Raw genomic sequence first — 24,163 nt, 5'->3', positions numbered from 1 at the left:
CTCTCTAACCGGGCAGACAACAAGCCTTGAGGGGAAATCATGACTCGTTCCGCATTCGCGCTGGCCCTGTTGGCCAGTGCCGCCGCCGCGCCCTTTGCGCCCGCGCTCGCCGCGCCCGCTGCCGATGCCCCGGTGCCCGATGCGGCCCCAGCCGCCGACCCGGCCGCCGACGCGGGCAGCAAGGATGACATCGTCGTCACGGCCACGCGCCGCGAAACGCGCCTGCAGCAGACGCCCGTGGCGGTCAGCGTGATCGGCAACGAATTCCGCGCCCAGCAGAACGTGATCACCGCCCGCGATCTCGCAGGGCAGATCCCCGGCCTCTACACCGCGCCGAGCGGCATCACCCCGCTGACCAACACGTTCTTCATCCGCGGCATCGGCAACAGCGACCCGATCTTCGACCCAACCGTTGGGACCTATATCGACGACGTGTACCTGGCGCGCGCGATCAACGGCATGTCCGACCTGACCGACGTGGCGCGGGTGGAAGTGCTGCGCGGGCCGCAGGGCACCTTGTTCGGGGCCAATTCGGCGGGCGGCGCCATCCGCTATGTCACCAGCACCCCCACCGACCGTTTCAGCCTGCGCGGCGACATCGGCTATGGCAATTACAACACGGTCAATGCCCACGGCTATGTGGCCGGCACGCTGGTACCCGGCCTGCTGGTGGGCAGCGTGGCCATCGCCCACGACCAGCATGACGGCTATACCTGGAACCCTTCGCAGAAGGACCACGTCAACAACCAGAACACCACCGGTGGGCGGATCAAGCTGGTGCTGACCCCGGCAGCCGGGCTGAAAGTGACGCTGACCGGCGATGGCACGATCGACCATTCGCAGGCCGCGCAATATGTTGCCACCACCTATAATCCCACCAATGCGGCATTGAGCGGCCTGGGCGCGATTACCGGCGGCACGCTGTACAGCCCGACCTCGTTCTCGCGCTACAAGGCCAATGTCAGCTATGCCGGGCGCTATCCCACCAACACGTCGCGCACCGGCGGGCTGACCGCGCGGATCGATTATGACGTGAACGCCCACCTGGCCGTGCACAGCATCACCGCGCTGCGCGCGTTCAGCCAGAACCCGGTGAACTACAACAACGATGGCCAGGCGCAGTTGCCCTACAATTCCGCGCAACCGCGGGCGATCGACATTTCCGACAACTACATCACCTATCGCCAGCACCAGTTCACCCAGGAACTGCAGTTGCAGGGCACGTGGCAGAGCTTCGATTTTACCGGCGGGCTCTATTACCTGTTCGAGAATTTCGCCAGCGACCGGCTGGGCTACGTCACCGGGCTGCCCCAGTCCGACACGGCCCTGCCCGCCGCGCCCTTCGACCAGATCGGGCGGACGCGCAGCTTCAACTATTCCGCCTATTTCCAGGGCAACCTGCATGTCACCCCGCGCCTGACGTTTACCGCTGGCGGGCGCTATATCATCCAGCGCCGCACCTTTGCCTTCCGCGGCGTGAACTATGACCTCGACGGCAACCCCATCGATCCCACGCTCTATCCCCAGGTCCTGACCGGCGGGGCGATCCCGGCGCTGGGCGTGAGCGTTTCGGCCGCGCAAGTGAACTTCACCAATGCCGGCATTCTCAATGCCAAGACCTGGCATGCCTTTACGCCCAAGGCCGGACTGTCATGGCAGGCCACGCCCGACGTGTTCCTGTTTGCCAGCTATGCCAAGGGGTTCGACGCCGGCGGATTCAACAACCGCGCACTCAACCTGGCAACGGCGCTGCCCTATGACCCCGAAACGGTGAACACCTATGAAGCGGGGATCAAGACCGACTGGTTCAACCACGATCTGCGCCTGAACCTGACGGGGTTTTATAACGACTACAAGAACCTGCAGACGTCCGTTTCGGCCTATAGCCCGATTTCGGGCACGTATGTCAGCACGCGTGGCAACGCGCCGTCGGCCCACACCGAAGGGTTCGAACTGGAAACCGCCGCGCAGCCCTGGCGCCGCCTGGCGCTGGTGTTCAACGTGACGTACCTGGCCACGCGCTATGACGATTATGCCGCGCCGGCCTATGGCACGGTGCCGGCCTATACCTACACCGGCAACCAGTTCCCCTTCCAGCCCAAGTGGCAATATTTCGCCTCGGCCACCTGGACGGTGCCGGTGGGCGTGCCGGGTGAAATCAAGCTGGGCGCCAGCGGCAATTTCCAGACCTCGTATTTCTCCAACCAGCTCAACACCCCGGCCTACCAGATCCCGGCGCATGGCTATGCCAATGCCTTCATCAGCTATGCCACGCCCGATGAACGCTGGACCTTCACGCTGACCGGCCGCAACCTCACCAATTCGTTCTTCTTCACCTCGCTCAGCCCGGTGGGCGCGGCGATCAAGTCCGGGCCCTATGCCGGGACCATCCTGTTGCAGGGCGCGCAAAATCCGCCGCGCACGGTGTTCCTCAAGGCGGCCTACGCCTTTTGATCGGCGCGGCGGCCGACCGGCGGGCATTGGCAATTCTTGAATTGAATTGAGCAGCTCTCGGTCGCCCCGCCGCCGCCAAGGCCTATCATGGCAAAAAACAAGCAACCGCCGGGGAGATGGAAAGGACCATGACATGACGACCAAGAGAGAACTTCGCCTCGGTTTCATTCTCCACGGCGTTGGCCCTGGCTGGGACGACTGGCGCCACCCCGATGCGCTGGTCGACGCCAGCACCAACTTTGCGTTCTACAAGCGCCAGGCCCAGGCGGCCGAGCGCGGCAAGTTCGACTACCTGTTCGTGGCCGACAGCGTTTCGATCAACGCACGGTCGAGCCCGCACTACCTCAACCGGTTCGAGCCGCTGACCATCCTTTCGGCGCTGGCCGCCGTGACCGAGCATATCGGCCTGGTCGGCACCGCCACGGTTTCCTATACCGAACCCTATAACCTGGCACGCCAGTTCGCCTCGCTCGACCATATCAGCGGCGGGCGCGCGGGCTGGAACGTGGTGACGAGCTGGCTGGAAGGCAGCGCGGCCAATTTCGGCAAGGACGAGCACCTGGCGCACGACACGCGCTATCGCCTGGCGGCCGAATACCTCGACGTGGTCAAGGGCCTGTGGGACAGCTGGGAAGACGACGCGCTGGTGCGCGACAAGGCCAGCGGCCAGTTCCTCGATCCCGACAAGCTGCACGAACTCAACCACAAGGGCGAGTTCCTGAAAGTGAAGGGCCCGCTCAATATCTCGCGCAGCCCGCAGGGCCAGCCGGTGATCTTCCAGGCCGGATCGAGCGAGGACGGGCGCAGCTTTGCCGCCGCGCAAGCCGAGGCGATCTTCACCCACCAGGAAGACCTGGCCGAAGCGCAGAAGTTCTATGCCGATATCAAGGCCCGCGCGCGCGGCTTTGGCCGCGATCCCGAAAAGGTCTTCATCGTGCCCGGCGCGCGGCCGGTGATCGGCGGCACCGAAGCGGAAGCCGAGGCCAAGTATCGCGAGCTGGCCGAACTGGGCAACCTGGAAAACGCGCTGCGCGCGCTGGGCCGTGGCTTCAACGACCACAACTTCAGCGTCTATGATCCCGATGGCCCCTTCCCGCGCGAAGTGGCCGCCGAAGGGCTCAAGAGCAACCAGAGCCAATCCGCCCGCGTGCTGGCCCTGGCCGACCAGGGGCTGACCCTGCGCGAGATCGCGCTGCGCAGCGCCACGCCGCGTGGCCTGTTCGTGGGTACGCCCGACCAGATTGCCGACCGGTTCGAGCAATGGCTCGAACAGCGTGGCGCCGACGGCTTCAACTTGTTCGAAAGCCTGCCCGGCCAGCTGGAAGCGTTCGTGGACGAAGTGGTGCCGATCCTGCAACGGCGCGGCATCTACAAGACCGACTATCCCGGCAGCACGTTCCGCGACACGCTGGGCCTGGATGTGCCCGTCAACCGCCACACCGCCGCGCGCACGGCGCGCAGCGCGGCCTGAGCGAGGGAGAAAACGCCATGAGCACCGACATTCTGGCACGCAACGACCACGGGCTGGCTTTCACGCGCCTGCAGCCCACCATCGGGGCCGAAGTAAGCGGCATCGATCTGTCTGCACCGATCACTCCGTTGCAGCGGGAAGCGATCCGCGCCGCGGTCTTGCGCTACAAAGTGATCTTCTTCCGCGACCAGGTGCTGACCGACGCGCAACAGGCGGCTTTTGCCGGCCAGTTCGGGCCGCTCTATACCCACCCTACCACACGGCACAACGCCGGGCTCACCCCGATCCACGCGATCGCGGCTGAAGACCTCAAGCACGCCGGGGATCGCTATCTCGATCACCTGGACAAGGGCGAGGCCTATCACACCGACACCAGTTGGCGCCTGGTGCCGACCTGGGGCGCGGTGCTGCGCGACGTGCGGCTGCCCGAAGTGGGCGGCGACACGATTTGGGTGGACGCGCACCTGGCGTGGAAAAGCCTGCCCGAAGCGCTGCAGGCGCGGCTGGAAGGATTGCACGTCACGCACAATTTCCTCGGCGCGCTCAAGGCCGTGGGCCACGAATACCCGATCGTGGCACATCCCGTGGTGCGCACCCACCGCGAAACCGGCGAGAAGATCCTGTGGGTCAATTTCTCGCAACAGCCGCAGATCCTGGGCGTGGAACTGGCCGAAAGCCGCGAGTTGCTGGCGCAGATCCTGCAGCAGTACAAGCGGCCTGAACTGCAGGTGCGCTTCAGCTGGCGGCCCAATTCGGTGGCGTTCTGGGACAACCGCGCCGCTGTGCATTATGCCGTGCGCAACTATGGCGATTTCCCCCGTGAACTGCATCGCGTGCTGATCGCCGACGAGCCCTTATGGTCCGATCTGTGAACGAAACAGGCGTTGTCCATCCGTCCCTCACCCGCCGCAATGCGATCATGGCAGCAGGTGGCCTGGCGGCGGCTGGTTTCCTCGCCCTGGCCGCCTGCGGCCGGGGCGGGGCCACATCGGGCACCCTGCGCGTGGGCAACCAGCGCGGCAGCACCAAGGCCCTGATGCTGGCCGCGGGCGTGCTGGACGGCGCGCCGTATCGCGTGGAGTGGTCGGAATTTCCCGCCGCGCAAAACCTGCTCGAAGCGCTGGGGTCTGGCGCGGTGGATGTCGGCCTGGTGGGCGACGCGCCGTTCCAGTTCGCCTATCAGGCCGGCAGCCCGATCGTGGCCGTGGGCGCCATGGCAGTGGTGCCGCCCACGCCCGAAGGCGCGCTGGCGATCCTCGTGTCGCCACGCTCGGCCGCACGCTCGATCCGCGACCTGGTGGGCAAGCGCATTGCGTCCACCCGTGGCTCTATCGGGCATTATCTGGTGCTGCGCGCGCTGCAACAGGCCGGGCTCAAAGCCGATGCCGTGCACATGGTGTTCCTTTCGCCCAGCGACAGCCAGGCCGCGCTGCAGACCGGGGCCATCGATGCCTGGGCCACCTGGGCGCCCTATACCGTGGCCGCGCTGGCCCAGGGCGCGCACATCGCCGTGGATGGCCGGCCGTTTTCCAACGGCACGGGTTTCGATGTGGCCTATGCCGGGGCCGCCAAGGCCAAGCGCGACCTGCTGGCCGATTTCCTGGATCGCGAGACCAAGGCGCTGGCCTGGGCGGCCAGCCACGTGGAAGAATACGCCGCCGTCCTCTCGCGCGAGACCGGGCTGCCGCTCGCCATTGCCCGCGCCACCGCGCAGCGCAACGGCCGCGTGCGCACACCGATCGATGCCGGGCTGATCGCGGCGCAGCAGAGCGTGCTCGACACCTTCCGCCAGGCCGGCGAAGTGAAAGCGCCGCGCCCGCTTGCCCAGGCCTTTGCGCCAATCGTGTAGGGCGAACAAGCGGGGGCCCCGGATCAAGTCTGGGGTCCCCACTACTTTTTAACGCCCATCCCGCTTGGCCTATTGCCAGACATCATAGGCCACCAAACAAACTCAATTGGATTGATAGAGTATAATTCCGCAAGGCAACCCCACGTTCAGAACCGAATATGACGGGGGCTTTTTCCATGCGATCCACTCTCCTTTCCACCGCCCTGGTGGGCGTGCTGGCCACAGCGCCAGCGCAGGCGGCAGAAAGCCCAGCTGCTCCGGCAGCAGAAAGCAATGCCGACGCGGGCGAGGTTGGCGGCAACGCGATCGTGGTGACCGGCACGCGTGGCGGCAGCCCTCGCACCGTAGCCGACAGCCCGGTGCCGATCGACGTGATCACCCCGGCCGATCTCAAGCAGACCGGGCGCACCGGCCTTAAGGAAATCCTGGGCAATATCATCCCGTCGCTGTCGATGCCGGCGCTGGGTGGCGGCGGCACGTCAGCGAGCGTGCGGCCGATCTCGATCCGCGGGCTTTCGGGCGACTACCTGCTGGTGCTGGTCAACGGCAAGCGCCGCCACACCACCGCGCTGATCAACAATCTCAGCCGCGTTTCGGGCGGCTCCACCCCGGTGGACGTGGACCTGATCCCGACCAATGCCGTGGGCCGGATCGAAGTGCTGCGCGATGGCGCGGCGGCGCAATATGGGTCTGACGCGATTTCCGGCGTGATCAACCTGATCCTGGACGACGCGCCGCAGGGCGGGGAATTCACCACCACCGCCGGCCAGCTTTATGAAAAGGGCGGCGCGCTGTTGCAACAGACACTGTCCTATGGCGCGCGCCTGGGCGACGATGGCTTTGTCCGCGTGGCAATGGAGGGCAAGTATCACGACCGCGCCAAGAGCTCGGCCGATCCGATCGCGCGGATCTATCCGCTGGTCAACGGCCAGCCCGACCCGCGCGAAGCGAACGCCGACCATGTGATCGCGGGCGGCTATGGTCGCTCCAACCGCGACAAGATCATCAACAGCAGCGTGAACGCTGAACTGCCGCTGTCGGACACCACGCGCCTCTACAGCTTTTCGACGCTGAGCTATCGCAACATCAAGGATGCGCGCGGCGCCTATGTGCCGGCAACCTCGATCGGGTCGCTGCCGCAGCTCTACCCTTCCGGGTTCCAGGCCTATCGCCGGCTGTGGGAATGGGATTACCAGACCACCTGGGGCCTGCGCAGCGACCTGGGCGGCTGGGCGGCCGATCTTTCCAGCAGCTTTGGCCGGGATTCGGTGAAGCTGGGGGCGGAAAATACGCTCAATCCCTCGATCGGGCCGACCAGCAAGACCAGCTTTTACATGGGCCGCCAAGTCCAGACGCTGTGGGTCAACAACCTCGATCTCTCGCGCGGGCTGGACGTGGGCCTGGCCGACAAGCTGAACCTGGCCGTGGGCATCGAGCACCGCTTCGAACAGTTCGCCAGCCGCGCCGGCGAGCCCGACAGCTATCGCGACGGCGGCTATGTCGTGCCCAAGGACGGCACGCCGTTCGGCAATCTCTATGGCGGGCTTTCGCCCTCGCCCGGCCTCGTCTCGTTCACCGGCACTTCGCCGGCCGATGCCACGCAGGTTTCACGCAACAACGTCGCCGCTTATGTGGACGTGTCCACCAAGCTGACCCCGGCCTGGTTCGTGGGGCTCGCCGGGCGGTTCGAGCACTATTCCGACAGCGCCGGCAACACCGCATCGGGTAAGTTCAGCACGCGGCTTGAGCTGGCGCGCGGCCTGGCGCTGCGCGGCGGGGTCAATACCGGCTTCCGCGCCCCGTCGCTGGCGCAGACGGCCTTTTCCACCACGCAGAACACCGCCACGGTGGTCGGCAACGAACGCGTGCTGACTACCTCGAAATTCCTGCCGGTGGATTCGGCCGCTGCCCGCGCGCTGGGGGCGCAGCCGCTCAAGCCCGAAAAGTCCTTGAGTTTTACCGCCGGCATCACGTTTGAACGCGGGCCCGTGCGCCTGACGGTGGACGGCTATCAGATCCGCATCGACGATCGCATCGTCAAGACCGACTTCCTCGGCACCGCCGCCAACGGCGGCAGCGCGATCAAGGCGATCCTGGTCGCCAATGGCGTGACCGGGGTGGACAGTGCGCAGTTCTTCACCAACGCGATCGACACGCGCACGCGCGGGGTGGACGTGGTGGGCGAATACAGCCTGCACACCGGCAACCTTGGCACCGTGCGCCTGAATGCAGCGTGGAGCTATTTCGACACCAAGATCCTGCATGTGATCGCCAATCCCAGCCAGCTATCCTCGCTCAACGTGGTGCTCTTCGGGCGGCAGGTGCAGCAGGACCTGCTGGTGGCCGTGCCCAAGAGCAAAGTGGTGCTGTCGGCCAACTGGAGCCTTGACCGCCTGACCGCGCTGGTGCGCGCGACGCGCTATGGCGAATATACCGAAAGCAGCACCGTGGCGGCGAGCGACCGCACCTTTGGCGCCAAATGGGTGGCCGATCTGGAACTGGGCTACAAGCTTTCAGACAAAGTCACCTGGTCGGTGGGGGCCAACAACCTGTTCGATGTCTACCCCGATCGCAACGGCATCGTCGCTTCCGATGGTTCGGGCGCCTATGGCAACTTTGCCCCGTTCGGGCTTTCGGGCGGGTTCTATTACACGCGCGTGGGCGTGACGTTCTGAGCCATGCGCGCGCCGCCATCCCGCTGGGGTGGCGGCGCGCGGCAGGGTCAACGTGCGGCGATCAAGCGGTGGTAGTGCCGGTCGGCAATCTCCACCCCTTCGCCCAGCAGCGGGCCAAGCAGGCGATAGGCATCGAGCTGGCCGGCATCGAGCGGCGCATCCCAGCCATGATCGCGCTTCACCCGGCCCACTTGGCCCGAGGCGAGCAGATCGGCAAGCGGGGGCGCGGTGGCGTCGTGTGCATCGGGATTGACCCAAAGTGCATCGACCGGGCAGGCCAGTTCGCACAGATAGCAGGTCTGGCAGGCATCGGGCGCGGCGATCACCGGCACGCCGCCGGGCCCACCGGGCTCGAACACGCGCGTCGGGCACTGCTCCACGCAGGCGTTGCAGCCGGTGCAGCGTTCGGCAAGCAGAGCGGCGATCACAGCACCGCCTCCAACCCGCGCAGGGCGGGCGCTGCCGGCCGGGTCCACACCTTGTCCAGTCCACCGACCAGCAGGCGCCGCGCCTGGGCGGGATCGGTGGCGGGCAGATCGGTGCGCACGGCAATGCCGCGCGTCTCGCGTCGTTCCGCCGCCGCCGCCGTGCACCATCGCGCCGTCGCGGCCATCGCCGCCGTCGCGCGCAGTTCCACGCGGCCGCGAGGGTCGGCAGCAAGGCCATGGTCGGCCACTGCGCGCCACGCTTCATCGAGTTCGTGCAGCGATGCCGCCAAGGTGGAAGCACGGCGCCACAGCGCACGATCGAGCCCGTGGATGGCGTGCTCGATCGTCTGTTGCAGTGGCGCCGTGGCAACCGGCCTGGCGCTGCCACGAGGGCGCAGGCCGGCCTTGCCCAAGGCGCGCGCCGGGCCGGCACGACCGCCCTTGGCCGCGCCATAGTGCGCCGCCGCCGCGCCGGCGATCCGGCCCGAGGCGAGCGCCCAGGCGGAATTGACCGCGCCGCCGCCGCTGATCGCGCCAGCCACCAGTTCGCGCGTGGCCGCGTCTCCTGCGGCATAGAGGCCCGGCACCCCGGTGCCGCAATCGGCATCGGCGAGCGCAATGCCGCCCGTGCCGCGAATGGTCCCTTCGCCAAACAGGCGGACTGGAAAGCGCTGGCGGAACAGATCGATGCCGCGCCGCTCGAACGCGGCCACGGTCAGCGGCTGGATCTGCCGCAAGACCGCCGGCAGCCCGGCCGGCGCGGCGGAAAGATCGGCCAGGACGGTCCCTTGCAGCAACGCGGCGCCCAGCGCCTGGTAATGCGCATGCCCGGCCTTGAGCGAGGGGATCGCCAGTTCGCTGCCATCCTCGCGGAAAAAGCGCGCGGCGGTGAACGGCAGCGTGCGGGTGGAGGCCCAGGCCGGCGAGAGCGACCAGGATATCGAAAATTCCATGCCCGAGAGCAAGGCGCCGGCTTCCGCCGCCATCAGCAGCCCATCGCCGGTCTGGGTGTGGCTGCCGATCAGGCCAGAGCGGAACGCACAACCGCCGGTCGCCAGGATGGTGGCGCCGGCGCGGATTTCCCAGTCCTCCCCACTGCCCAGGGCCAGGCCGCGCGCACCAACCACGGCGCCGTCGCCATCGGCCAGCAGTTCGAGCGCGGGATGATGATCCAGCACGGCAATGCCCGCGCCCACGCACATGCGGCGCAACGCGCGCATGTATTCCGGCCCGCGCACGCCCTGGATATAGCGCCCGCCTTGCCCGTCGCTGCCGAATGGATACCACGGGGCGATCGTAGGCAGGTGGCGCCAGGTCAGGTCCATCACCCGTTCCATCCACGCCGCCTCGGCCAGGCCCTGCGTGCGCGCCACTTGTCGCTCCAGCGCGGCGGCGCGGCCTTCGGGCGGCACGAACCAGTGGCCCGGCCCGCCCGTGGCCGTCACGCCGCTGGTGCCCATGGCGCCTTTGTCCACCACGATCACCGCCGCGCCCGCTTCGGCGGCGGCCAGCGCCGCCCAGGCTGCCGCCATGCCACCGCCGATCACCAGGACATCGGCGCGCAGCGTCAGCGGCGCCGTGCTCATTCGGCGGCTTCGGCCAGGAGCTGCGCGCCATGGCGATGGGCGGGAACCGGCACGCCGAGATGCTCGCGCAGGGTCTGCCCGGCATAGTCGGTGCGGAACAGGCCGCGCTTCTGCAGGATCGGCACCACGCGTTCGCGGAACAGGGCAAATTCACCCGGCCGCGTGACGCGCAAGTTGAAGCCATCGGCGGCGCGGCCCACGAACCAGCGCTCGATCTCGTCCGCGATGGTTTCGGGCGAGCCGACGAAGCTGCTGCGCCACTGGCCAAAGCGCCAGGCCGTGGCACGCAGCGTCAGCCCTTCGGCGCGCGCGGTCGCCACGATCCGTTCGGCATGGCCCTTGTAGCTGTTGAGCGAAAGGCCCGAGACATCGGGGAACGGCGCATCGGGATCGTATTGCGAAAAATCGTGATAGTTGAACGCGCGGCCCAATTGCACCAGCAGCTTGTTGAAATCGAGCGCTTCTTCCTGTGCGCGGGCAATGGCCTGGGCTTCCTCGTCGGTATCGGCCAGGATCGGCGATAGGCCGGGCAGGACCTTGATGTGTTCGGGATTGCGGCCAAGGGCGGCCGCGCGCGCCTTGAGATCGGCGTAATAGGCCTGGCCCGTGGCAATATCGGCCGCCACGGTGAACGTGCCATCGGCGATCGCGGCACCCAGGTTGCGGCCTTCGTTGCTGTCACCGGCCTGGAAGATCACGGCCTGGCCCTGGGGCGAGCGGCTCAGCGCCAGCGGGCCGGAGACCGAAAAGAAATCGCCCTTGTGGTCAAGCCGGTGCTGCTTGGCCTTGTCCAGGAACACGCCGCTGGCCTTGTCGGCGACGAAGGCATCGTCATCATAGCTGTCCCACAGGCCCTGGACCACATCGACGAATTCGCGCGCGCGGGCATAGCGTTCGGCATGGGGGAAATGCGCATCGCGGCCATAATTGCCCGCAGCCCCTTCGAGGCCGGTGGTCACCACATTCCAGCCCGCGCGGCCCTTGCTGATATGATCGAGCGAGCCGAACTGGCGGGCAACGTTGTAGGGTTCCCAATAGGACGTGGTCAGCGTGCCGACCAGGCCGATGCGGCTGGTAGCCAGCGCCAGGGCGGACAGGAGCGTGAGCGGCTCGAGCCGGTTGAGGAAATGCGGCGCCGTATCGGGCGTGATGAACGGGCTGTCGACAATGAACACGAGGTCGAACTTGGCCGCCTCGGCCAGGCGCGCCTGCTCCACATACCAGTCGATGCTGATGCTGGCGTCAGCCGGAACGGCGGGATCGCGCCAGGAATGCTGATCGGTGCCGACGCCTTCGAGAATGGCGCCCAGATGCAATTGGCGGGGCTCTGACATGAAATGGACCTCCTGTTGGCGCACAGTCTACGGTCAGGCTGGGCGTGGGGGATAACGAGCATTGCTGATAGGGCGATTGAACCCGCTCAAGCCTCACGCCGGCGGCAGCAAGGTGAAATCGCAATAGTCGGGCAGGTGGACGCGGCGGGGCAGCATGCCGTATTCGGCAAAGCGATCGGCCGCGCGCTGCACCGCGCTGAGGAAAGCATCGTCGGGCGGGGCAAGGCCGGGCCGCTCGCGCGCCACCAGCGTGCGGGCCAGCGCCAGGTCCACGCCGGTCTGCCGGGCATAGACATGGGCATAGTCCTCTGCATGCGCGCGCGCCCAGGCATTGGCGCGGCGCAGGCGGGCCAGCACGTCGCCGATCGCACCGCGCTTTGCCGGATCGGCCAGGGCAGCCTCCGTCGCCGTGATCAGGGTATAGCCCGGCCCGATGCCGCGCCCGTCGCGCAGCACGCGCGCGCCGGCCGCCTCGGCCCGCGCCTGGAACAGGCCGAACGTGGCCCAGGCGGCAATCTGCCCGCTGGCAAAGGCCGCGCTGGCCTCGGTCGGCAGCATAAAGCCGATCTTCACCCGCTCGACCGGCACGTCCGCCTCGCGCAGCGCTTCGAGCAGCAGGTAATGCGAAATGCTGCCCCGGGCGCTCGACACGATGACCTGCCGCCCGGCAAGATCGGCCACGTCCTTGATCGCCGAACCGCGCGGCACGATGATGCCCATGCTTTCGGGCGCGGACTGGCTGACCGCCACGATCTTGAGCCGGCAGCCGGCCGCCGCGGCCAGCACGACCGGCAGGTCTCCGGCGATGGCGGTATCGACCGCGCCGGCGTTGAGCGCTTCGAGCAAGGGCGCCGCGCCGGGGAAGCTGGCCCAGGTGTAGCGGTAGGGCACGCCATCAAGCGCGCCCGCCGCTTCCAGCTTGGCCTGGAGCAGATGGACCTGATCGCCCAGCACCAGGGCGGTGCCGGCCTGCCGGTGTCCGCAGGCGGCCAGCGCCGGCACCACGGCCAGGCTGGCCGCCGCGCCGGCAAGGAACCCGCGCCGATCAGAACGCAACGGAAATTCGCCCATAATAGTGGCCGCCATCGGGGTTGAACGGAGAAGGCCCGTAATAGCCCTGGCCCGTCTGCGGGCTGCCCGGACCATTGGTTTCGGGGCGCACGTTGAACAGGTTGGTGGCACCGACCTGCGCCGTGGCAAAGCTGGTCAGGCGATAGCTGACGCTGGCATCGGTAATCCACTTGTCGGCAAAGCGGCGATCGTCGCCGGCGGCGGTGCGCTGCACATAGCTGCCATAGCGGCTGACCGTGGCCGCAAGGCCCAGGCGGCCCCGCGTCCAGCTGCCGTTGAGCACCAGTTTGGTGGTGGGGTTGATCACGGTCAGTTCGCCCTGCTTGTCCCCGCCGAAAAAGGCGGAACCGGCGCCCAGCAGCGATGCCCCGCCTGCCCCGAACAGTTGCGAGGGGACGGTGGGCAGGCGATCGATATGCGTCTTGTTGTAGTTGAACGCGGCGCTCAGATCCACATCACCCCAGGTGCCCAGGCCATGGTGCCACTGCGCCACCGCATCGAGCCCCCAGGTCGAGGTGTCGGCCGCGTTGAAGAAGTATTCCACCTGCTCCACGCCGGAAAGGCCGTTGGCATTGAGGATCGCGGTGATGCCGCTGCCATAGAGCCGCCCGGTGCGCTCGATCCGGTCCTTGATCTTGATGTAATAGCCATCGACCGTGAGGTTGAAGCCATGGCCGGGGTTGACCACGAAGCCCAGCCCGGCGTTCCAGCTGCGCTCGGCCTTGAGATGCTTGGCCCCGAGCAGCCCGCCCAGCTTCGAATCCGGCGTGACCAGCTTGGCCACGGTCGGCACGGCTTCGGTCAGGCCAGTGGCGGGGTTGAGCACCAGCGCGGTGCGGCCATCGGTCTGGGCATAGGCCGATTGGGTGAGCGAAGGCGCGCGAAACCCGGTGCCGACCGTGCCGCGCAGGGCAAAGACCGGGCTGACATCCCAGCGCGAATTGAACTTGACGCCCACCGGGCTGCCCGACCCGTCGCTATAGTGCTCGGCGCGCACCGCCAGGCCCACATAGACATCCTGCACCGGATAGAACGCCAGATCGACATAGCCGGCATAGACGCGGCGCTTGGCATCGGCCTCGTCGGCCGGGGAAAGCACGATCGCGCCCTGCACCACCGGCGAGGCGGCCAGGCCCACGTTCCAGTCATACTGCTGGTCGCCCGGCTTGATGATATAGCTGGCCGTCTTCCACGCCAGTTCCTGCCCGGCAAAGGTCTGGAAGCGATCGAGCCGGTATTCCGCACCGAACGAAAGCTGGAGCGGCTTGGCCAGGCCCAGGTCCACCTCGCGCGTCACGTCGAGGTTGTGAGTCCATTCGGTGAAGCGGAAATTGGCCAGGCTGTCCCACGAAGTCGGTCCGGTGGGGCCGAGCGCAGGGCGGATCGAGAGCTTGGAATATTGCCGGCTGCGGTTCCGGCCAAAGCTGCTGGACGCATCGATATGCCATTCGTCCAGCGTGCCCTTGAACCCGCCCGTAACCTGCACATCGTTTTCGGCGATGTTGTTGACCGGGTAATAGCCGTTGGGGAACAGCGCGGTGAAATCGGCCGTGCCGTTGGGGCGGCGGAAATTGTTGCCGATCTGCACGTCACGATGGCCGAACGTGCCGAAGGAATAGAACGTCCAATCGGTGCCGATCGGCAATTCCCCGTTCCAGCCCGCATTCCACGCCTTGACCTGCGGATCGCCGTTGTGCGCGCCATCGCGGTTCCACTGCGCGTTGCGGGCATTGGCCGCGGTGATGTTGGCCTGCACTTGCGCTTCCGACAGGCCGCTGGTGGCAGCCACCTGGGCCACGGTGCGGTTGGACGGGATCGAGTAGAGATTGGTGTCGGTGGCCGGCAGGTTCCACCAGTTGCCGCCACGCTCGCGATATTCGGCCGACAGGCGCAGGAACCCGCCTTCGCCCAGCTTCACGCCATAGCCGCCCTGCACGCGCCAGCTCTGGCGATCGCCGTTGCCGATGTATTGCCGGCCCAGTTGCGCCGTCGCATCAAAGCCGGTGCGCCTGTCGAGCTGGATGTTGACCACCCCGGCGATGGCATCGGTGCCATATTGCGCGGCAGCGGAATCCTTGAGCACTTCGATCCGGCCGATCGCGCTGGTCGGGATCATGTCCAGGTCCACCGCGTTGACGCCGCTGGTATCCTGGGTGGTATTGGTCATGAACGCGCTGTTGTGGCGGCGCTTGCCGTTGACCAGCACCAGGGTATAGGCCGGGCTCAGGCCACGATTGCTGACCGGGCGGACCACGGAAAAGATGCCGGCATGCGTGCTGGCGAAATTCATCGAGGGCAACACGCGCGTGAGCGCTTCGCCGAATTCGGCAGCGCCGGTGGTCTTGAGCTTGTCGGCCCCGACAACGTCGATCGGTGCCGGGCTTTCCGCCACCGTGCGCTGCGGCCCGCCACGCAGGCCGGTGACGATGATCGCCCCTGCGCCGCTTTCGTCAACGCCTTCGGCCGCCGGCGCCGATGCCACGGCGCCCGCGCCTTGCGCATGGGCCGCGCCCACCTGGGCCACCCCGAGTACAGCGAACACGGCCCCGCCCCGCAACAGGCCCGCGCGAAAACCCCCATTGGTCATTGTCTAAACTCTACCGCTTTGGTTGAAAATACCGCCGCGAGTTACGGAGCGCGACCGCACCTTGCCAATGATTTCACGGTCGCCACCCATGAGCATTGCCAATATGCGGCCTGATCGGCACAAACTGGCATTACCAATCTCGTAAAACTTGACAGGCCGATATCGGTCGGCCAATTCGGCAAGACCACATTCGCCTGCCACCATCCGTCAGCCGACACGCGAGGACCATTTCATGAAGATCACTGCCGCACGGGTCATCGTCACCTGCCCCGGCCGCAATTTCGTCACGCTCAAGATCGAAACCGACCAGGGCGTCTATGGCATCGGCGATGGCACGCTCAATGGGCGCGAGCTGGCAGTGGTTTCCTATCTGCAGGATCACGTGGCGCCGTGCCTGATCGGCATGGACCCGCGCCGGATCGAGGACATCTGGCAATATCTCTATCGCGGTGCCTATTGGCGGCGCGGCCCGGTGACGATGCGCGCGATCGCCGCGGTGGACATGGCTTTGTGGGACATCAAGGCCAAGATGGCGGGCATGCCGCTGTACCAGCTGCTCGGCGGGCGCAGCCGCGACGGCGTGATGGTCTATGGCCATGCCAACGGCTCTGACATTGCCGAAACCGTGGAAGCGGTGGGCCACTATATCGACATGGGCTACAAGGCGATCCGCGCCCAGACCGGCGTGCCCGGCATCAAGGACGCCTATGGCGTGGGCCGGGGCAAGCTCTATTACGAGCCGGCCGATGCCGCGCTGCCCTCGGTCACCGGGTGGGACACGCGCAAGGCGCTCAACCACGTGCCCAAGCTGTTTGAAGAACTGCGCAAGACCTATGGTTTCGACCATCACCTGCTGCACGACGGGCACCACCGCTACACCCCGCAGGAAGCGGCCAACCTGGGCAAGATGCTGGAACCCTACCAGCTGTTCTGGCTGGAAGACTGCACGCCTGCGGAAAACCAGGAAGCCTTCAAGTTGGTGCGCCAGCACACCACCACGCCCCTGGCCGTGGGCGAGATCTTCAACACGATCTGGGACGCCAAGGACCTGATCCAGAACCAGTTGATCGACTATATCCGCGCCACCGTGGTGGGCGCGGGTGGCCTGACCCACTTGCGCCGCATTGCCGATCTGGCCAGCCTTTACCAGGTGCGCACCGGTTGCCATGGCGCAACCGATCTTTCTCCGGTGACCATGGGCTGCGCGCTGCATTTCGATACCTGGGTGCCCAATTTCGGCATCCAGGAATACATGCGCCACACCGCTGAAACGGATGCGGTTTTCCCGCATGACTACCATTTCGAAAAGGGTGAGCTGTTTGTGGGCGATACCCCCGGCCACGGGGTGGACATCGACGAGGAACTGGCCAAGAAATACCCCTACAAGCCGGCCTACCTGCCGGTGGCCCGTCTTGAAGACGGCACGATGTGGAACTGGTGATCATGGGTCGAACGACCGGGGGGATCGAATGACCGGGCGGATCGTCTGCCTGGGCGAAGGCATGCTGGAATTGTCCGGGGCGGGAGAGACTTTCCGCCTTGGCCATGGCGGCGACACGCTCAACACCGCGATCCACCTGGCGCGCGCCGGGCATGACGTGGCCTATTTCACCGCGCTGGGCCGCGATCCGTTCAGCGCCAAGCTGCGCGCGGCCTGGCGGGACGAAGGGGTGGACGATAGCCTGATCCTGACGCACCCCACGCGGGGCGCCGGGCTCTATGCCATTTCCACCGATGCGCAGGGTGAGCGCAGCTTTACCTATTGGCGCGAGGCGAGCGCCGCGCGCGCGATGTTTGCCCTGCCCGAAACGGCGAGTGCCATGGACCGCGCCACGCCGGCCGCGCTGCTCTATTTCTCGTTGATCTCGCTTGCCATCCTGCCCGACGAGGAGCGCAGCGCCTTGCTCGCCCTGGCCGCGCGCGTGCGCGCCAATGGCGGGGAAGTGGCGTTCGATAGCAACTATCGCCCGCGCCTGTGGGAAAGCGAAGCAGCCGCGCGCGCCTGGCACGCCCGCGCCGTGGCGGCGGCGAGCATCGGCCTGCCCACCCTGGAAGACGAAACCGCGCTGACCGGCGAGACCGACGCGGCCGTCGTGGCCGCGCGCTGGCAAGCGCAGGGCTGCGCGCGCACGGTGGTCAAATCGGGCGCGGACGGTGCCCGCCTGCCCGGCGGCGAGATGATCGCGCCGCCCGCGCGCCTGCAACCGATCGACACCAGCGGCGCGGGCGACGCGTTCAACGCCGGGTTCCTGGGCGCCGTGCTGCGCGGATCGGACGATACGGCAGCGGCACTGGCCGGCCATGCCTGTGCCGGGTGGACGATCATGCGCCCAGGCGCCATCCCCGCGCGCGACTAGACACCGTGCAATTGGACTGACCGCTTTGGGACAGGCTTATGGCCGATGCGGCAGCGCCATCAGCGGGTGGCGGACGCAAGCGAGCGTGCCGCCCAGCACCAGCACGGCGGTGAGCGCCAAGGGCAGCGCCAGGCCCGCATGCAGCACCAGCAGCGCCCCGGCCACCGCACCGGCAAAGATCGCGGCGATCGCGCCCAGGCGGGTGCGCAAGTTGGGCGCCCCGGCATCGGCCGCGATGCCGGTGATGGTAAGCGTGAGGACCGTGGTCGTCAGATCCGGCACCTTGAGCTGGCGCACCGTGGCGTTGCGAAAGCCCATGGCCCCGGCCGTCAGCGCGATCATGGCAAACACCGCCCAGGCCGGATGCGGGCGATCGACGCCAGGCACCAGCGCGACCCCGGCCGCGACCAGGAACAGCACGGCTTCGAGCAAGGCGGCGCGCACCAGCCAATAGCGCAGGGGATGGCTGGCGGCGTGGCGCCACAGCCGCCCCGCCACCAGCGCGCCAGCCATGAACAGCGCCAGCGCCACCACATAAGGCAAGGGCGTGAAGCCGGGTGCCCGCGCGAGGGCAAAGGCCAGGAACACCACGTTGCCGGTCATGTTGGCGGTGAACACCTTGCCCAGCCCCAGCACGCTGACCGCATCGACCAGGCCGGTGGTGGCAGAGAGCAGCAACAGCAAGCGCGGCAGCGGCGACGCGGGACGCACGACAACGGGCGGGTCTTCCATGGCACTCTCCTTCAAAACCGGAACACGGCTTCACCCGCGAAAAGATCGATCGGCCGCGCGGCGCCGGCCTGCACCAGGAACGCGCCCGGCACGAAATGGCTGGCCGACGTGGTCAACGTGAGTTCGGGCGTGGTCTGCCAGGATAGCACCGCTTCAACTTGCTTGCCCAGAAAGCGGCCCTGCCCGGCGCCTGCGGCGTGCAACTGGCGGCCGGGCACATCGTAAACCCCATCGCCCCGGCTGTGCCGCCAATAGGCCATGGCCGAAAGCCCCAGCTTCACCCCGGCCATCGGCGAAAGCACCAGCGCGGGGTGCACGTCGATCAGGTTGCGCGGGCCGAAGGGAGACAGTTCACCGAAATACTTGCCCTTGGGAAACAGCGGGTTGAACCCCTGCACCCGGCCATCGCCGGGCGCCTTGTCGCCACTGGCCAGATCGGCATGAACCGAAAGATCGGGCTGCATCGGCAAGGCGGGAAAGCGGCGCCCGGCGCGCAACGCCACCGACCAGGCGCGGATCGGCGTGCCGGCCAGCCGCCCACGCTGCACCATCGCCTCGCCATCCCAATAGAGCCGCCCGGCCTGCCCAGCCGCGCGCAGGCCCAGCGTGGTGCGCCGCTCCTCACCAGTGCCGCCGGCCAGCCCGGCTTGTTGCAGCGATGCGGCGCGATCGTGATAGGCCATGGCATAAGCATCGATCCGCGCCTTGTGCCCTGCCCCCAGCCAACGCGTGGCATAGAGCCCCCACAGCGCCTTTTGGCGGGAGCGCCGATCGTCCAGGCTGCGCGGCCCGGCGACCACGGGCACCAGGTAAAACACGCTGGCGGTGTATGGCCCCAGATCGAGCAGCGCGCGGGTGCCATCGAAGGGTTGCGGCGTATTGGGGCCATAGCGCGTGCCGACCAGGCGCTCGCTGCCCAGGCTGACCAGTTGCCGGCCGCCTTCCAGCCGCAAGCTGGCCTGCGTGCCCAGCGGCACGGTGTAATCGACGAAGGCTTGCAGCAGATCGATGCCGGTGCGATCGACCGGCCCCGGCCCGCCGGCAACGCCGCTCGCCGTGTTCGCCAACCCCTGCACGAACGCGCGGAACCGGCCCCAATGCAAATCGGCATGGGGCATCGCGCGCCAATAACTGGCGGTCTGCCCCTGGCCGGATTCTACCCGCGTGCGCAATTCCAGTCCGGTGGACAACCAGCGGTCCGCCTCGCCCAGCGGGATATATTTGAACGGCGCCGTCCAACGCCCGGTGCGCTTGGCCGGATCGGCCAGGGCAGACCAATCCTCGGTATAGCGGGTGATCGTCAGGGTGGGGGGGCGCCAGGCCTCGATCACGCTGCGCGGCAGCACGTCCTGATCGGACGATTGGTCCGCTGGCGATTGGGCCTGCGCCGGAACCGCCGCCAGCATGGCCCAGAGCGCGGGCCAACAGCGCCTCACATGCGGCCTTCGCGCCGCGCATGTTCGGCCACCAGCGCCGCCAGCACAAAGCCGCCGGCAAGGCCCAGATGCTCGAAAAAGGCGTTGGTCGCGGCAAAGCGTTCGGCGCCTTGCATGGTCCAGAACGCATTGGCCGTGCACGCGGCCAGCACGGTGAACACGCCCAGCATCCCGGCGCCCAGCCACACCAACCGCCCCGCCAGGATCAGCGCCGGGCCGAGCAGTTCCACCGCAATCGTGATGCCTGCCCACAGCGCGGGCGGGTGCATCCCGAAATGCGCCTGCTCGGCCACGGCGCCCGGCCAATCGGCCAGCTTGGCAAGGCCTCCCACCAGATAGGCGCCCACCAGCAAGAGGCGGGCGACAAACCACGTGGGCGGCCAATCCAGCACCGCGTCGACAAAGCGAGGTTCGCGCACCACCGCCTTATCGCAGCGCGTTCTGGTGGATTTCGGCGATATAGCCGCCGGGGAAGCGCACCAGCGCGGCCATGCGCCCGCCCACTTCGCGCGGGGGCACCAGCGTTTCGACGCCCGCTGCCGTGGCCTTGGCCAGGGTGGCGGAAAGGTCCGGCACGGCATAGCCGGTCATGTCCCGGCCCCAGGGCCAGGGCAGTTGCCCGTTGGAGACGAGTACGGTCAGCTTGCCATAGCCGCTGTCGATCATCACCCGGCGGATCGGGGCGGCCTGCCCCACTTCACCGCCCGGCGCGGTCTTGTCGTCCGACACCACGCGGCCATGGGCAAAGCGCGTCCACGCCAGGATAAAGGTGTCAGCCGCGTCTGCCGTCAGGTAAACGCGGTTTTCCGGCACCATGGAGAGCGGGGCATAATGCGGCGTGGCGGTGTGCCAATAGAGCTGCATGTTCACCCCACCCGGCCATTGCACCACCACATCGCGGCCGATGGGATCGGGGAAGGTTTCGATCAGGCGCGTGGCCCCGGCGGCGCGCGCCGCGTTCACCGCCGCGTCCATGTCGCTCACCAGATAGCCGGTCCGCTCCGCACCGAACGGATAGGGCACCGGCGTCTTGAACCCGAACACCGAAACCGTGCCGGCGGGGGTGAGCACGAGTTGCGACTTGGTCAGGCTGGGCGTGGGCGTCACCTGGAATTCGCCCTGCTTGCTGGTGGTGCCGCCAAACGTCGCCTGGAACGCGGTGACGAAGGCGTCGAACTGCTCCTGCGGCACATAGACGTGGGTGGTATCGTATTGCGCACCGACCGAAAAATCGGGCGTGGCAACGGGCTTTGCCGCCAGCGGCGCTGAGGCCAGCAGGGCCGCAAGGGCGAGGGAAACACGCAGCTTCATCATGAATTCTCCTGTCAAACCGCCCAGCAGCCGCAGCCCAGCGCGCCCCAGAACGTCTGGACATCGGCCACCGGGGCGGCCTGGCCCAAGGCTGCCGGGTGATCGTGGCCATGGACGCCGCAGGCGCTGGCGCAGCCGCAGGCACTCGCGAGCATCGCGCGGGCTTCGCTGGTCTGGTGATAGCCGCCGAAGGTGTTGACCGGGGACCAATCGGGCATGGCCGGGGGCAGTTGCGGCGCGAGCGGCGCAAAGTCCCCCTCGCCGTGCACCACTTGCCCGCCCAGCAGGGTCAACACGCTGCGGATATGGGCAATGTCATGCTCGGGCACGGCAAAGAAATCGGCGCTCAGCAACGCGCAATCGGCCAGTTGCCCGGCCACGATCTGGCCCTTCTTGCCCACTTCGTTGGAAAACCAGGTGTTCTCGTGGGTCCACATCGCCAGCGCCTTTTCGCGGGAAACGCGGTTGGCGCCGGGATAGAGCGCCATGCCACCCACCGTGCGGCCGGTGACCAGCCACGAGAGCGACACCCAGGGGTTGTAGCTCGCCACCCGCGTGGCATCGGTGCCCGCGCCCACCGGAATGCCCGCCGCGATCATCCGCGCAATCGGCGGCGTGCGCTCCGCCGCGCGGTGGCCATAGCGCTCCACGAAGTATTCGCCCTGGTACGCCATGCGGTGCTGCACAGCGATGCCGCCGCCCAGCGCGGCGATCCGGTCGATATTGCGGTCGCTGATCGTTTCGGCATGGTCGAAGAACCAGTTGATGCCGGTGAGCGGAATGTCGCGGTTGACCTTTTCATAGACATCGAGCGCGCGGCCGATCGTCTGGTCATAAGTCGCGTGCAGGCGCCAGGGCCAGCGATGCTCGGCCAAGAGGCGGATCACCGGCTCCAGATCGCCTTCCATGCTCGGCGGCATGTCGGGCCGCTCGACGCGGAAATCCTCGAAATCGGCGGCGGAATAGACCAGCATCTCGCCCGCGCCGTTGTGGCGATAGGTATCGTCGCCTTGGCCGGGCGAAACCTGCTTCACCCAACCGGCAAAATCGGCCAGCTCTTCCTTGGGCTTTTGCGTGAACAGGTTGTAGCTGATCCGCACGGTGAGCTGGCCATCGGCGTGGAGCTTTTCGATGATGGCATAGTCATCGGGATAGTTCTGGAAACCCCCGCCTGCGTCGATCACCCCGGTCACGCCCAGGCTGTTGACCTCGCGCATGAAATGGCGCGTGGAATTGACCTGGTAGTCTTCCGGCAGCTTGGGCCCCTTGGCCAGCGTGGAATAGAGGATCGTGGCGTTGGGCTGCGCCAGCAGCAGCCCGGTGGGATTGCCGGCCGCGTCGCGCACGATTTCCCCGCCCGGCGGGTTGGGCGTGTCCTTGGTATAGCCCACTACGCGCAGCGCCGCCGCGTTGAGCAGCGCGCGATCGTAGAGGTGGAGGATGAACACCGGTGTATCGGGCGCCACGGCGTTGAGTTCGGCCAGCGTCGGCAGGCGCTTTTCGGCAAACTGGTGCTCGGTAAAGCCGCCTACCACGCGCACCCATTGCGGCGCGGGGGTGCGGTCCACCTGGGCTTTCAACATCGCCATGGCATCGGCCAGCGTGGGCACGCCGTCCCAGCGCAGCTCCATGTTGTAATTCAACCCGCCACGGATGATGTGCATGTGGCTGTCGATCAGGCCGGGGATCAGGCGGCGTCCGCCCGCGTCGATGACCTTGGCATCGGGGCTGGCGGCGGCGCGCACTTCGCCCTCGCTGCCCACCGCGAGGAAGCGGCCATCGCGGATCGCCACCGCCTGCGCTTGTGGGTTGGCGCGGTCGAGCGTGGTGATCTTGGCGTTGACGATCAGCGTGTCGGCCATGATGTCAGGCGTCCTTTTCCGGCGCCGTGCCATCGGGCAGGCGGCCAAAGATGTGGCTGCGGCAATCGGTGCGCACGAAGGCGACCAGCGAGTGCCCGGCAGCGGCATGGCGCACCAGCGGCACGACCTGTTCGCCCACCAGGATGCCGAGCAGGCCGACCAGCGCGATCACCGGCGGCGCGGGTGAACGCACGCCCATCAGCGAATAGACGATGCCCACGAGCAGGCCTGCCGCCAGCGATGCAAGATAAGCCTTCATGGGGGGTTTCCTTGGGGAAACGGCCCGCCTCGATAGAGGGAGAGGACGGGCCGCCGGGGGGATAATCAGTGCTCGGCGCCGCCAACCACTTCGTGGGCGAACTGGCCGCGCTGGGGGGCGCCGTGGAGCATGGTGTAGGCGTAGTCCACGCCCATGCCATAGGCGCCGAAATGCTCGCGGGTGATCGCCATGACCCCGTCATAGGTATCGCGCCGCGCCCAGTCGCGCTGCAGTTCCAGCACCGCGTTGACCGTGGTGAGCGACTGCGCGCCGGCCTGCTCCATGCGGCGGATGGCCACGTCGTGCGCTTCGGGCGAGGTGCCGCCCGAAGCGTCAGTGATGATGTAGACCTCGAACCCTTCCTCGATCGCGCTGAGCGTGGGGAACAGCAGGCAGGCCTCGGTCCACAGCGCGGCGATCACCAGCTTCTTGCGGCCGGTGGCCTTCACTGCGGCAACCAGTTCCGCGCTGTCCCAGGAATTCATCGAGGTGCGCTCGATCGGCGTCTGCTGCACCACGTCGAGCAGTTCGGGCCAGATATAGCCGGAGAACGACTTGGTCTCCACCGCCGTCAGGATGATCGGCGCGCCGAACAGCTTGGCCGCCTTGGCCAGGGCCACGGTGTTGTTCTTGAGCAACTGGCGGTCGATGCTGGTGACGCCGAACGACATCTGCGGCTGGTGGTCGACGAACAGGAACACGGTGTCGTCAGGGTTGATCAACGACTTGGCGTGAAAGGTCATGGGATCGG

General features: G+C 67.2%; 19 protein-coding genes. 7 read left to right on the top strand and 12 right to left on the bottom strand.

The features are described from left to right. Positions 1-39 precede the first annotated feature (39 nt). The 5 genes from FHT19_RS12605 (at position 40) to FHT19_RS12585 (ending at position 8,449) form a co-directional block, all read left to right on the top strand. Entirely contained in the window at positions 40-2,454 is a 2,415-nt protein-coding gene (locus FHT19_RS12605; protein ID WP_169475391.1) for a TonB-dependent receptor, read from the top strand. Between the two features lie 133 nt (positions 2,455-2,587). Further along, positions 2,588-3,925 carry an LLM class flavin-dependent oxidoreductase gene (locus FHT19_RS12600; RefSeq protein WP_169475390.1) on the top strand — a complete coding sequence of 446 codons (1,338 nt, stop codon included), beginning with the start codon at positions 2,588-2,590 and terminating at the stop codon, positions 3,923-3,925. A gap of 17 nt (positions 3,926-3,942) precedes the next feature. Next, the gene (locus tag FHT19_RS12595) at positions 3,943-4,797 is read left to right on the top strand and encodes a TauD/TfdA family dioxygenase (RefSeq protein ID WP_169475389.1); all 855 of its coding nucleotides are present in this window, start codon (positions 3,943-3,945) and stop codon (positions 4,795-4,797) included. A gap of 47 nt (positions 4,798-4,844) precedes the next feature. Next, positions 4,845-5,774, top strand: coding sequence for an ABC transporter substrate-binding protein (locus FHT19_RS12590; protein ID WP_211184906.1), 930 nt, complete (start codon positions 4,845-4,847; stop codon positions 5,772-5,774). A gap of 176 nt (positions 5,775-5,950) precedes the next feature. Continuing rightward, positions 5,951-8,449 (top strand): TonB-dependent receptor, encoded by a 2,499-nt coding sequence (locus FHT19_RS12585; protein WP_169475387.1) that lies wholly within the window; start codon positions 5,951-5,953, stop codon positions 8,447-8,449. A 47-nt stretch (positions 8,450-8,496) separates the two neighbouring features. Here FHT19_RS12585 and FHT19_RS12580 read toward each other — a convergent pair whose 3' ends face one another. The 5 genes from FHT19_RS12580 to FHT19_RS12560 all read right to left on the bottom strand — a co-directional run bounded on the left by FHT19_RS12580 (position 8,497) and on the right by FHT19_RS12560 (position 15,410). Beyond that, positions 8,497-8,877 (bottom strand): ferredoxin family protein, encoded by a 381-nt coding sequence (locus FHT19_RS12580; protein WP_168557075.1) that lies wholly within the window; start codon positions 8,875-8,877, stop codon positions 8,497-8,499. Further along, on the bottom strand, positions 8,874-10,463 hold the full coding sequence (locus FHT19_RS12575; RefSeq protein ID WP_169475386.1) for an FAD-binding protein: 1,590 nt from the start codon (positions 10,461-10,463) through the stop codon (positions 8,874-8,876). The genes FHT19_RS12580 and FHT19_RS12575 overlap by 4 nt, the downstream gene beginning before the upstream one ends. Continuing rightward, positions 10,460-11,797, bottom strand: a complete 1,338-nt coding sequence (locus tag FHT19_RS12570) for an LLM class flavin-dependent oxidoreductase (RefSeq protein WP_169475385.1) — start codon at positions 11,795-11,797, stop codon at positions 10,460-10,462. The genes FHT19_RS12575 and FHT19_RS12570 overlap by 4 nt, the downstream gene beginning before the upstream one ends. A gap of 93 nt (positions 11,798-11,890) precedes the next feature. Next, positions 11,891-12,853, bottom strand: a complete 963-nt coding sequence (locus tag FHT19_RS12565; RefSeq protein WP_211184907.1) for an ABC transporter substrate-binding protein — start codon at positions 12,851-12,853, stop codon at positions 11,891-11,893. Next, a complete protein-coding gene (locus FHT19_RS12560; RefSeq protein ID WP_169475383.1) occupies positions 12,843-15,410 on the bottom strand; it encodes a TonB-dependent receptor in 2,568 nt (855 codons plus the stop codon). The genes FHT19_RS12565 and FHT19_RS12560 overlap by 11 nt, the downstream gene beginning before the upstream one ends. Positions 15,411-15,687: 277 nt before the next feature. Between FHT19_RS12560 and manD the strand changes: the two genes are divergently transcribed. Beyond that, positions 15,688-16,896, top strand: a complete 1,209-nt coding sequence (manD, locus tag FHT19_RS12555) for a mannonate dehydratase (protein ID WP_168557070.1) — start codon at positions 15,688-15,690, stop codon at positions 16,894-16,896. Between the two features lie 28 nt (positions 16,897-16,924). After that, positions 16,925-17,812: a sugar kinase gene (locus FHT19_RS12550; RefSeq protein ID WP_248290438.1), complete on the top strand. Its 888-nt coding sequence runs from the start codon at positions 16,925-16,927 to the stop codon at positions 17,810-17,812. Between the two features lie 36 nt (positions 17,813-17,848). Here the strand turns inward: FHT19_RS12550 and FHT19_RS12545 are convergent, their stop codons facing one another. From FHT19_RS12545 to FHT19_RS12515, 7 genes are all read right to left on the bottom strand, one after another. Further along, a complete protein-coding gene (locus tag FHT19_RS12545; RefSeq protein WP_168557069.1) occupies positions 17,849-18,544 on the bottom strand; it encodes a YoaK family protein in 696 nt (231 codons plus the stop codon). 11 nt (positions 18,545-18,555) lie between these two features. Beyond that, complete coding sequence (locus tag FHT19_RS12540) at positions 18,556-19,950, bottom strand: alginate export family protein (RefSeq protein WP_169475382.1); 1,395 nt, start codon at positions 19,948-19,950, stop codon at positions 18,556-18,558. Positions 19,951-19,976: 26 nt separating this feature from the next. Further along, positions 19,977-20,402, bottom strand: coding sequence for a DoxX family protein (locus tag FHT19_RS12535; RefSeq protein WP_168557068.1), 426 nt, complete (start codon positions 20,400-20,402; stop codon positions 19,977-19,979). Positions 20,403-20,406: 4 nt separating this feature from the next. Then, on the bottom strand, positions 20,407-21,291 hold the full coding sequence (locus FHT19_RS12530; RefSeq protein ID WP_169475503.1) for a glyoxalase: 885 nt from the start codon (positions 21,289-21,291) through the stop codon (positions 20,407-20,409). Positions 21,292-21,305: 14 nt separating this feature from the next. After that, on the bottom strand, positions 21,306-23,153 hold the full coding sequence (locus tag FHT19_RS12525) for an amidohydrolase (RefSeq protein WP_169475381.1): 1,848 nt from the start codon (positions 23,151-23,153) through the stop codon (positions 21,306-21,308). Positions 23,154-23,157: 4 nt separating this feature from the next. Beyond that, positions 23,158-23,412: a XapX domain-containing protein gene (locus FHT19_RS12520; protein WP_169475380.1), complete on the bottom strand. Its 255-nt coding sequence runs from the start codon at positions 23,410-23,412 to the stop codon at positions 23,158-23,160. Positions 23,413-23,477: 65 nt separating this feature from the next. Beyond that, on the bottom strand, positions 23,478-24,155 hold the full coding sequence (locus tag FHT19_RS12515) for a hydrolase (protein WP_168557065.1): 678 nt from the start codon (positions 24,153-24,155) through the stop codon (positions 23,478-23,480). Positions 24,156-24,163: the final 8 nt, after the last annotated feature.

This window comes from Novosphingobium sp. SG919, from assembly GCF_012932495.1.
GTDB classification, from domain to species: Bacteria; Pseudomonadota; Alphaproteobacteria; order Sphingomonadales; family Sphingomonadaceae; genus Novosphingobium; species Novosphingobium rhizosphaerae.
This window is presented reverse-complemented; position numbering and strand designations above follow the sequence as displayed.